At 49.3% G+C, this 10,113-nt stretch carries 8 protein-coding genes and 2 pseudogenes; 8 read left to right on the plus strand and 2 right to left on the minus strand.

All coding sequences use genetic code 11. From position 1 onward, the window contains the following. From AQR02_RS34010 to AQR02_RS10735, 6 genes and pseudogenes are all read left to right on the plus strand, one after another. Positions 1-316: pseudogene (locus AQR02_RS34010) on the plus strand ([FeFe] hydrogenase H-cluster radical SAM maturase HydG); the annotation flags it as partial. A 24-nt stretch (positions 317-340) separates the two neighbouring features. Next, positions 341-1,540 (plus strand): [FeFe] hydrogenase H-cluster maturation GTPase HydF, encoded by a 1,200-nt coding sequence (gene hydF, locus AQR02_RS10715; RefSeq protein WP_054940550.1) that lies wholly within the window; start codon positions 341-343, stop codon positions 1,538-1,540. Between the two features lie 20 nt (positions 1,541-1,560). Beyond that, positions 1,561-2,973 (plus strand): aspartate ammonia-lyase, encoded by a 1,413-nt coding sequence (locus AQR02_RS10720; RefSeq protein WP_054940551.1) that lies wholly within the window; start codon positions 1,561-1,563, stop codon positions 2,971-2,973. A gap of 45 nt (positions 2,974-3,018) precedes the next feature. Beyond that, on the plus strand, positions 3,019-4,299 hold the full coding sequence (hydF, locus tag AQR02_RS10725) for a [FeFe] hydrogenase H-cluster maturation GTPase HydF (RefSeq protein WP_054940552.1): 1,281 nt from the start codon (positions 3,019-3,021) through the stop codon (positions 4,297-4,299). Positions 4,300-4,530: 231 nt separating this feature from the next. Then, positions 4,531-5,025: an RNA polymerase sigma factor gene (locus AQR02_RS10730; protein ID WP_054942069.1), complete on the plus strand. Its 495-nt coding sequence runs from the start codon at positions 4,531-4,533 to the stop codon at positions 5,023-5,025. Positions 5,026-5,046: 21 nt separating this feature from the next. Next, positions 5,047-6,498, plus strand: coding sequence for a DUF4179 domain-containing protein (locus AQR02_RS10735; RefSeq protein WP_054940553.1), 1,452 nt, complete (start codon positions 5,047-5,049; stop codon positions 6,496-6,498). 250 nt (positions 6,499-6,748) lie between these two features. On the opposite strand, the pseudogene AQR02_RS10740 reads toward AQR02_RS10735, so the two are convergent. Both AQR02_RS10740 and AQR02_RS10745 read right to left on the minus strand, forming a co-directional pair. After that, positions 6,749-7,258, minus strand: a pseudogene (locus tag AQR02_RS10740) (C40 family peptidase); the annotation flags it as partial. A 166-nt stretch (positions 7,259-7,424) separates the two neighbouring features. Then, the gene (locus AQR02_RS10745) at positions 7,425-8,264 is read right to left on the minus strand and encodes a helix-turn-helix domain-containing protein (RefSeq protein WP_159067736.1); all 840 of its coding nucleotides are present in this window, start codon (positions 8,262-8,264) and stop codon (positions 7,425-7,427) included. A gap of 187 nt (positions 8,265-8,451) precedes the next feature. Between AQR02_RS10745 and AQR02_RS10750 the strand changes: the two genes are divergently transcribed. Together AQR02_RS10750 and AQR02_RS34015 are read left to right on the plus strand one after the other, a co-directional pair. After that, the gene (locus AQR02_RS10750; protein WP_054940555.1) at positions 8,452-9,000 is read left to right on the plus strand and encodes a hypothetical protein; all 549 of its coding nucleotides are present in this window, start codon (positions 8,452-8,454) and stop codon (positions 8,998-9,000) included. A gap of 442 nt (positions 9,001-9,442) precedes the next feature. Next, positions 9,443-10,113 (plus strand): histidine kinase (locus AQR02_RS34015; RefSeq protein ID WP_483414275.1); only part of this gene is annotated, 671 nt, incomplete at its 3' end.

A 10,113-nucleotide genomic window follows, 5' to 3' on the forward strand; every position in this document is an offset into this window, starting at 1 on the left:
GCCTGAAGAAATTATCCGCGGACTTTGCCGGGATGGCTATGTTCCCAGCTATTGCACCGCCTGTTACCGGGAAGGGCGCACCGGTGACCGGTTCATGCGTCTGGCGAAATCGGGACAGATTCATAACGTGTGCCAGCCGAACTCGCTTTTAACGTTTAAAGAATATTTACTGGATTACGCAGATGAGGAAACCCGCGCACTCGGTGAGGAGATCATCCGCAAAGGGCTCGATGATATACCCAAGGAAGCCGCACGGAAAATAACAAAAGAACGGCTGCAGCGGCTCGAAAACGGCGAGCGGGATTTGCGCTTTTAATAGACCCATAAGGAGAGATTCGCAATGCAAACCACACCGCAATCTAACAAGATGCATATTGCTGTTTTTGGCCGGAGAAATTCCGGGAAATCCAGTCTGATCAACGGGCTTACCGGCATGCCTTTTCTGATTGTTAACGACAAGCCGGGTACAACGACTGAACCGGTCTTTCAGGCTTTTGACCTCCCGATAGTGGGTCCCGTTATCATCGTCGATACCGCCGGGATTGATGATGATTCTGATCTTGGCCGTTTTCGTGTGCAGAAGACCCGGGAGGTCATGGATCTGACGGATCTAAGCCTGCTGATTTTCTCGGGGGAGTCAGATGACTATAAGCTGGAAAAGGAATGGGTTCATGAGCTGGTGAAACGCAACATTCCCGTGATCGGTGTGATTACGAAAGTGGATGATCACTATGTCGATGTGGATCTGTTAAAAACAGAATTGAAGATTCCGTTCGTCAAAATCAGTTCAAAGAAAAATATAAATTTCGGAAGCCTGCGCCATGCGATACGTGATTTCGCCCCTGCCGAATTTGAGCGTGCCAGTATTCTTGGCGATCTGGTGAGCCCGGGCGAAGTCGTAGTAATGGTTATGCCGGAGACGATTCCTGCACCAAAATACCGGTTAGTGTCCTCCCAGCAGCAGATCCTGCGTGATTTACTGGATCATCATGTAATGGCTTTGTCCGTTACTGAGGTTGAACTTCCGACACTGCTGATGAACCTCAAAGGGATGCCGGATCTGGTCATCACGGATTCCCAGGTATATGACAGTGTGAGCGAAATTCTTCCGGCCAACGTGCCGTTGACCACCTTTGCCATTCTGATGGCGCGGTTTAAAGGGGATTTGCCGACTTTTGTAGCAGGGGCTGAGACGATTGCCAGCCTTCAGCCGGGGGATAAGGTGCTTCTGTCAGAAGCCTGTATCCATCATCCGCATAACGGCGAGATTGACCGTGAACTGGTGAAGGCGAAGCTGCAGGAAATAGCCGGAGGCAAACTGGAGATCAGAACCAGTGTAGGGCCTGACTTCCCGGCTGATCTTTCGGGCTATAAGCTGATCGTGCACTGCGGCGGATGTATATTCAACCGCAAGCAGCTGATGATGCGGCTGGCGAGCTCGGGAGACCAGCGGGTGCCGATCACGAACTACGGCATTGCCTTTGCTTATTTCAAAGGCATCCTGCCGCGTGTGCTTGAAATTATGCATGTGAATTCTTAACTTAAGGAGCAGGCAAAACGATGGAACAGGCACGCAGACGATTTCGCCGTGAACAGGATGCATTAGGCAGCAGGGATATCCCGGAGTCAGCATATTATGGAATTCATACGGCCCGGGCCATGGAGAATTTCCCTGTAAGCGGCCGGACGGTTAACCCGAATCTGATCCAGAGCCTGGTCACGGTGAAAAAAGCGGCGGCGCTGGCCCACTTGAAGCTGAATACGTATCCGGCGGAGATTGCTTCGGCCATCGTGAAGGCTTGCGATGACATTCAGGCCGGGAATTACATGGAGCAGTTTACCGTTGATGCATTGCAGGGCGGAGCGGGTACTTCGACCCATATGAATGTTAATGAAGTATTGGCTAACCGGGCGATTGAGCTGCTGGGCGGGGTTCTTGGAGATTACACGTTGGTCCATCCGCTGGATCATGTCAACTGCTGCCAATCCACTAATGATGTCTATCCGACAGCGCTGAGAATTGCTGCAATTGGCCTGGTCCGCAGACTGAGTGAGGCGTTCGCTTCCCTTCAGGAGACTTTGCAGGAGAAAGAGCTTGAATTCGCAGATGTGCTGAAGCTGGGACGCACGGAACTGATGGATGCGCTGCCGATGACAGCTGGCCAGGGCTTCGGTGCCTACGCCAAAGCGGTCGCTAGAGACCGCTGGCGGCTCTATAAAGCTGAGGAGCGGCTGCGGGAAATCAATATAGGCGGTACAGCGATCGGTACCGGAATGAATGCGCCGGCCAAGTATACATTCTATATGACGGATCTGCTGCAGGATCTGACCGGCTATGGTCTGGCGCGCAGTGAATTTCCAATGGACCCGACGCAGAATATGGATGTGTTCGTTGAAGTCTCCGGCCTGCTGAAAGCCGCCTCCGTGAATCTGCTGAAGATCTCAGGTGATCTTCGTCTGCTGGCAAGCGGACCTGCAGGCGGGTTTGGGGAGCTTAAGCTCCCTGCCGTACAGGCAGGATCTTCGATCATGCCCGGTAAAGTCAATCCGGTAATGGCCGAGATGACCGGACTCGCATCGATGCGCGTAATCGCCAATGATGCAGCGGTTACCCTGGCTGCTGCCGGCGGCCAGCTGGAGCTGAATGCTTTTATGCCGCTAATTGCGGAATCACTGCTGGAATCGCTGGAGATTCTGGACCATGCCGTCCGGTTGTTCGAGGAACGCTGTGTACGGGGTATTCTTGTCTGTGCAGAGCGGTGCAGTGTGCTTCTGGAGAACTCTACCGTGCTTGCTGCCGCATTCATAGGCCACATTGGTTATGAGAAGAGTGCAGAGGTTGCTAAAAGAGCCAGCCGGGAAGGTAAACCTGTACGCCAAGTGCTTGTGGAATCCCGGCTGCTTCCGGAGGTGCAAATTGATCAGATATTGAATCTTAATCAGATCACGAAACCCGGTGTACCCGGCAAATAAATAATACTTGCGTTCATTAAGACTTTGGCACAAGGAGAGAATAATGTGAGCCTGAACGAATCCCCCCGTGGAAGCCGCCTGCATATCGCCTTATTCGGCAGGCGCAATGCCGGTAAATCCAGCCTGATCAATGCGCTGGCCAAGCAGGACATTGCTGTCGTGTCTCCTGTGAAAGGGACGACTACGGACCCTGTCTATAAATCCATGGAGCTGCTTCCGCTCGGACCTGTTGTGCTAATAGATACAGCAGGACTGGATGACGAGGGGGAGCTTGGAGGGCAGCGCAAAAAGAAAACGCTGGAAGTGTTGAACAAAACCGATATTGCCCTGCTGGTTATCGACGCAGATAGCGGAGTCACCTCCTTTGATAAGGAGATTGCCGGACTTATACAGAGCAAAAACATCCCTGTCATTGGGGTATTAAATAAAACGGATTTGTTAACCAGGACGGATGAACCGAATGGCAATGACCTTGCGGCACTGGTGAATATATCGCAAGAGAGATTGGGATTCCAAGTCATCCCTGCCTCAGCGGCAGAGCAGCAGGGGGTCAGCAAGCTGAGGAAGGCGCTGACTACTGCAGTTCCGGAGGAGGATGGCCGCTTCCGCATTGTAGGTGACCTTCTGACTCCCGGTGATCTGGTTGTGCTGGTCGTGCCAATTGACAAAGCAGCCCCCAAAGGCAGACTCATTCTGCCCCAGCAGCAGACCATCCGTGATATTCTGGAGAGCGATGCCATAGCAGTCGTTACCAAGGAACATGAACTGAAGCAAACCCTGGAGAGCCTAGGCAGGAAGCCGCGGCTGGTGATTACAGATTCGCAGGTTTTTCTGAAGGTTGCCGCCGATACACCCAAGGACATTCCGATTACCTCATTCTCCATCCTGTTCGCCGGGCATAAGGGGGATTTGGAGGAACTGGTCAGAGGCGCACGGGCGATTGACCGGCTGCAGGATGGAGACAAGGTACTGATCGCCGAACCCTGCACTCACCACACGCAGCCAGACGATATCGGCAGTGTGAAGCTTCCGCGCTGGATCCGGCAGGCGACCGGCAGGAACATCGATTTTCATCATGCGAATGGCATGAGCTTCCCTGATAACGTGAACGAATATGCGCTCATTGTGCATTGCGGCGGCTGTATGATCAACCGCAGGCAGATGCTCTGGCGGATGGAGCAGGCGGCCCTGAACGGCGTGCCCATTGTGAATTACGGCGTGGCCATTGCCCATGTGCAGGGGATCCTGGAGCGCGCGATCTCCCCGTTTCCGCTTGCGCGTCTGGCTTGGGAGGAAGATCAAGCGGGCAAACCGGGTAACATTTAGCCTGCCGTCTCTAACAGCAGCATACTGCCGGAAAGTGTACAATAAGACCAAACCTTTAGCAAAAAGGGCTGGTCTTATTTTTCTGTCTATATAAATTGATTTAGAAATATCAGAAAAATCAATCGTTTTTACGCTGAGCGGCGTCTTACTTATAGATACATATTGAAAGCGGCCTTTTCCGGATATCACATCATGAAAAGAAAGGGGGAGTGGTGCTTGTTAGAGGATACAATGAATGAGGTTCGTACTGTGGATCTAGCACATTTGAATGAAGAAGCTTTTTTCAGACGGCTGTATGTGGAGCACCGCAAAATGTATGCTCTCGCTTACAGTTATATGCGGAACGAAGCAGACGCGCTGGAAGTGGTGCAGGAGGCGTCATGCCGGGCATGGATGAAGCGCAACAAGCTGAAGGATGAGCAAGCCTTTACACCCTGGCTGATCCGGATTACTATTAACTGCTGCATGGACGAACTCCGGCGCAAAAAGCGTGTTTATCCGGCGGAAAAGCTGGCAGAGGAAGCGGCGCAGGAGATGCAAAGCAATGAACGGATAGACTTGGAACGAGCAATGCACCGGATGAAGCCGAAATACCGGCATGCTGTAATTCTCAAATACTATCAGGATATGACAGCAGCGCAAATAGCGGAGGTGCTGGAGAAACCGGAAGGCACGATCAAAACCTGGCTGCGCGAAGGGCTAAAACAACTGCGCAATTATCTGTAGTAATTAGGGAGGCGATAAATTATGACAGATTCAGAAGACCGCATTCTGCGGGACAATGCCGGGGAAGTGAACCAGACTGCCGAAGCTATACAGGAATTGAAAATATATAACGCTATGGTGAGTGGTATACACCGGGGGAAGGAACGGGTGAAGCGGCGGAGCCTTTTTTCCGGTGTAAGTATCACCTTAACCGTAGCAGCCGTAGTCCTGTTAATATTTACATTCCTTCAAGCACCACCGGAAGAAACAGAATATGCAGTCCGAAATGTTGCACCTAACAAAGTTTGGACGGATTCCAAAAAGTTCGACAGTTCGCATTTAAGAAGTAAGTCGCTAGAAAATGCCCTTGAAAAGAACCTGATTCAGCCCGTTTACAAGAGTGTAGAGAAAGCCGGATTTCGCGTCGAAGTTATGGGTACGGTGAGTGACGGGCGGCAGGTGTATATCTTGTACAGTGTGCATAATAATTCCGGTGAGACTGTAATTCATGCCGGCTTTTCGCTGGATTTTGGCAAGTTCGAGGCGGCGGACATAGGTGCTAAACTAGAGATGGCAGGCAGTGACAACGAGATCAGAGCGGGGCAGACTGTTTATTTTGTCTATTCCAACTATCTTTCACTGGAAGCGGACTATCCGAAGGATGTGAAATACAATGTGATCCTGACGCAAATATCGGAACAAGCACTGTCGTCCAGCAGCAATAAATACCGCACCGGTATTCATGTACCCTTCGAGCTTAATACAGGCTTACTCAATGATCAGAACCGAACATGGTTTGCCAAACAGGATATGACCATCGGAGGGCAAAAGCTCAAAGTGAATCAGGTGCTATTTACTCCGTTGAATACTTATGTGGATGTGGAAGTGGATGAGCGTAATAGCAAACAGATTTTTGGGCTGATTAACCCCGTGCTGATCGGTAAAAGCGGAGACAAAATGATAAAATCCTATTATCCCACCGACATCACAACGAATAATTCTGAGATTATTTCGGATGAATCCAACTTTACGCTTGTGTATAAGAGCAGTGAATATGCTGCGCTGGACACCCTTTCACTCAAAACCTTCGGAATTGCTGCGCTCGATAAGAATCAGATGAAGATTGTTGTCGATCTGAACAAGAAGGAAATTATTGATGCTCCTGACGGCCTTACCCTTGACGATTCTGATAAAACGGCTGGTGCAGGAGCACTCGTATTCCGGCATAAAGTAGAAACAGATCAGGCAAAAGACAGCTTCATTATGCTGCTGAAGGATAGCTACACAGATGCCCGGGGGAAAATTCATACTAAAGCTGTCGGGAGCGGGTATTTTAGCCAATCGCTGTCGAGAGGTTCTTCTGCGGTAGAGGAGAAATTCGTTTATTACTTTGGAGAGAAGGCCGACGAGTTACCTCAGCCGCTCACTATTGAGATCGATCGTTACTGGAATCCGGTTATGGATACACAGTCGTTGGAGCTGTTCAGTAAATAAATTACATTGTGAAATCTATAATCTTTGTTGCACGTAAAATAAACAAGCCGGTCTGTTCATTAACAGAATCGGCTTTTTAGATTGCAGGGATTATAGGATTAGATTCATGTGCTTATTCTAAATTGTACAGCCAATCCCAAGCGTCTCCAATGGCCTGATCCTGAGATGAATCATCAGCAGAAGCTGGGCTGGCAGTGTCCGGGGAAGCTACAGCAGATCCGCTATCCGTTGCCGCTTGTCCGTTTGCAGTTAATACGCGGCGTGCGGTTGTATAGTGGGAATCCCACCAGCCTGTATCGAGGGGAGTGATTGTCACTCCATCATCGCCGTACGTGTGAAGTATTTTACCGTCACCCATATATAGAGCTACATGGTGAATCGGGGAATAGAAAAACACAAGGTCACCAGGCTGCAGTTCATCTCTAGGCACAGGGGTACCAACGGTCGACTGTTCTTTGGATGAACGGGGAAGGGAAATGCCATTTTGTTCAAATATAAATTGTGTAAATGAAGAGCAGTCAAAAGAACTGGTATTCCCAGACTCTGCACCGTATTCATAAGGAACGCCCTGATACTTCAAGCCCGTCGCAATAACTTGATCAGCAATACTAGCAGAGACGGTACTCGCAGTAGTTGTACTAGTTGCTGCATAGGCAGTGCTGCTGTTCCCGGTGAATCCGGTTCCGGCAGTTAATAAGGCTGCTCCTAAGCTGACTCCGATCGTAAAGTTGCGGAAACGTCTTTTGTGAGTTGTATTCATGTGTTACCTCCTGTTGTTGCAGTCTGGTTTATCACCTGAATCAACCCTAACATAGATTTTCTTAACATAAATTGCTAATGACCGTGATAGCACGGCGCCCGCAAGGCTTCTAAGCCATTTATTAAAAAAATATTACAATCTTTTCATAAGTTTTTGTTGACATGTGTTAATCCTTATTATAGAGCTCTTTCTGATTGTTCTCGCGGAACCTACGGGGAGATTCTCCAATGACTTTGGTGAAGAGGATGGAAAAATAATTGGGATTGTCGTACCCGACCATTTTAGCAATCTCCCAGACCTTTTTGTTCGTACTAGCGAGCAGTCTCATCGCTTCACCCATACGGCGCTGAATTAAGTAGTTGATCGGTGAAATGCCGAAGTTGTTCTTATAGATGTGCGCCAGATAATACGAGTCAATATGGAAGAGGTGCGCCAGATCCTTAAGCGTCAGCTTGCGTCTGTAGTTCGTATCTAAATATTCTTTGATCTGATTGGCCAGCGGAGCTTTTTCTTCCTTCTCCGTACGATGCTGTGAAAGGATCATTCGCTCAAGCAGCAGTAGGATAGCTTCTAATAAATGCTGTGAGATCCGTTCATAACCGCTATTGCGCAGTGAAAACTCGCCAAATAACGTACGCATCAGCAGCGACAGCTCATTGGAATAATGGTTCGCACGGATGACCGGCACCCTGGCCGGATGAATCACCCAGTCGCGCTGCTCGGCAATCGGGGCGTTGAAGCGGAACCCGCAATAATAGGTAAATAGCGGTTTTTCAGGATCTGACTGCTCCTCATGCAAAATTCCCCGGTTATAGATCAGAACATCACCTTTTCCTGCCGTATAGGCTTTGCCGTCGATCACAAATGAACCGATCCCATCCTCGATAATAATAATTTCATGCAGATCCTCATGCTTATGAAGCGCAAATTTCCACTCCGGATTATCACTCAGCTTGCCTGCATAGATCAGCTGGCCGTTGTATGCCGAGGAATTATGGTTTAACAAGAAGGTACCGCTGTTCGGCATAGGTCTCCCACTCTCAATCCATCTATATTGAATAACTATTCTAATGACAAGATATATCATGTTTTATAGAAAGACAACAATAACCTTTATTGTTCCCTGTCCGGTTCATTTGTAGAATTGATTTGAGCAAAAGGGCAGAGATCAAGCGAAGGGATGTGATGAGGTTTTGGTACCTAACCACGCAGTTCTCCTGCGTACATGGGAAGAAGAGGGATACGTCCGCGTACCCAAAGCAGTTCCGTTTTTCTATGTGCTGCGGTATGCAGCTTGGAGGCAGATGGAGTCCCAGCCGCTGGTCGGCTCACGTTATCATCATCAATCCATCTGGGACATCCGCTCTATGCCGGAGATTTATTCCGCATTCGCCGTAATTCTGAATACTCCGGCACTCTGGGCAGAATTATGTAAGCCGGAATCCGCGGATGCACTGGGGCTCTTATCCGTTAACATAAACGGCAGTAGCGTAACCCTTCAAGAGGAGGAGCAAATTGTTGTTCTTGAAGCCAAACTGTCAGAACTGATCATTCTGGACCAGCGCCGTTTCCGGATAATTGGCCAGCATGAGCCGCACTGGCTGCTGCTCGGATATATTCCTGCTCAGGAGAACAATCCCGGCTTAGTCAAAAAGCGGGAACAGGAGTACCTTGCAGGACAGGCAACACCGGTATTTCTGACGGAGCTTGGACAACAGCTGCTTGGACTGCATCGATGGTGAACAGACAATTTAGTATTGGAGGAATATTAACATGTGGATTTTACTCGGTGTATTGATCTGGTTGTTTTTATGCGGAACGATAATTGTCACTGCGGGCTATGCTGTATCTGTGGATGATAAAGAGCAATATATATAATCATTTATGAAAGAGGGTACTCTGAAGACTGTCAATGAACGCGGCTTAGTTTTTTCTTTTACCTTTTTGGCTTTTTTGCTCGAGACTACTGAGTACATCATTGTGGGCCTGTTATCCGAGATAGCAGCTTCGCCTTATATAACAAGGGAGCTTCCACAGCGGGTAACGGCTGCATGGGAGGTCCCTGATTCTTGCTGCGTGAATCTTAATGAAATCTTAATGTCAGGGTTAAAGTTGTAATACTACGTTGATTTTGTGCATGCTATACTAGCTAACAGCAACTCTATTGTCAGAAAGGGGTTTGACATGGCATCTCACCGGACCGGAGCTGCTGTCCTGCTGGAGCAGACCCCAGGGAACACGGCAGAGAAAAAACGCGGCAAGTTAAAGATTTTTTTTGGATATGCCGAAGGGGTCGGCAAGACCAGCGCCATGCTCTATACTGCCCTTGAGGAGCAGAAGGAAGGCGTGGACGTCGTAGCCGGCTACATTGAGGCCCATCACCGCCAGGAAACAGCGGCTCTTGCGGATGGACTCGAACGGCTTCCATTGTTGGAGCTTCCCTCAAAAACAGCTGTAATCCGTGAATTTGATCTGGATCATGCGATCCGCAGACAGCCGGACCTGATTCTGCTGGATGAACTGGCTCATCATAACGCTTCCGGCTGCCGGCACAAAAAAAGATACCAGGATGTCGAGGAACTGTTGCGTTCGGGAATCAACGTATATACAACAATCAATGTCCAGCATATAGAAAGCCTGCACGATGTAGTTTCGGCAATTACCGGCAACTCCGTAACTGAACGCATACCGGATAGTGTATTTGACAGTGCCGATCAGATTGAACTGGTCGACATTCCACCCGATGATCTGATCGAACGTCTCAACAAAGGAAAGCTCTACCCTGGGGAGCAGGGGAAAGAGACAGCCGGATCTCCTGTATTTGTTAAAAACAAGCTAATCGCCTTGCGGGAAAT

The organism is Paenibacillus ihuae (assembly GCF_001368795.1).
GTDB lineage: Bacteria > Bacillota > Bacilli > Paenibacillales > Paenibacillaceae > Paenibacillus_AQ > Paenibacillus_AQ ihuae.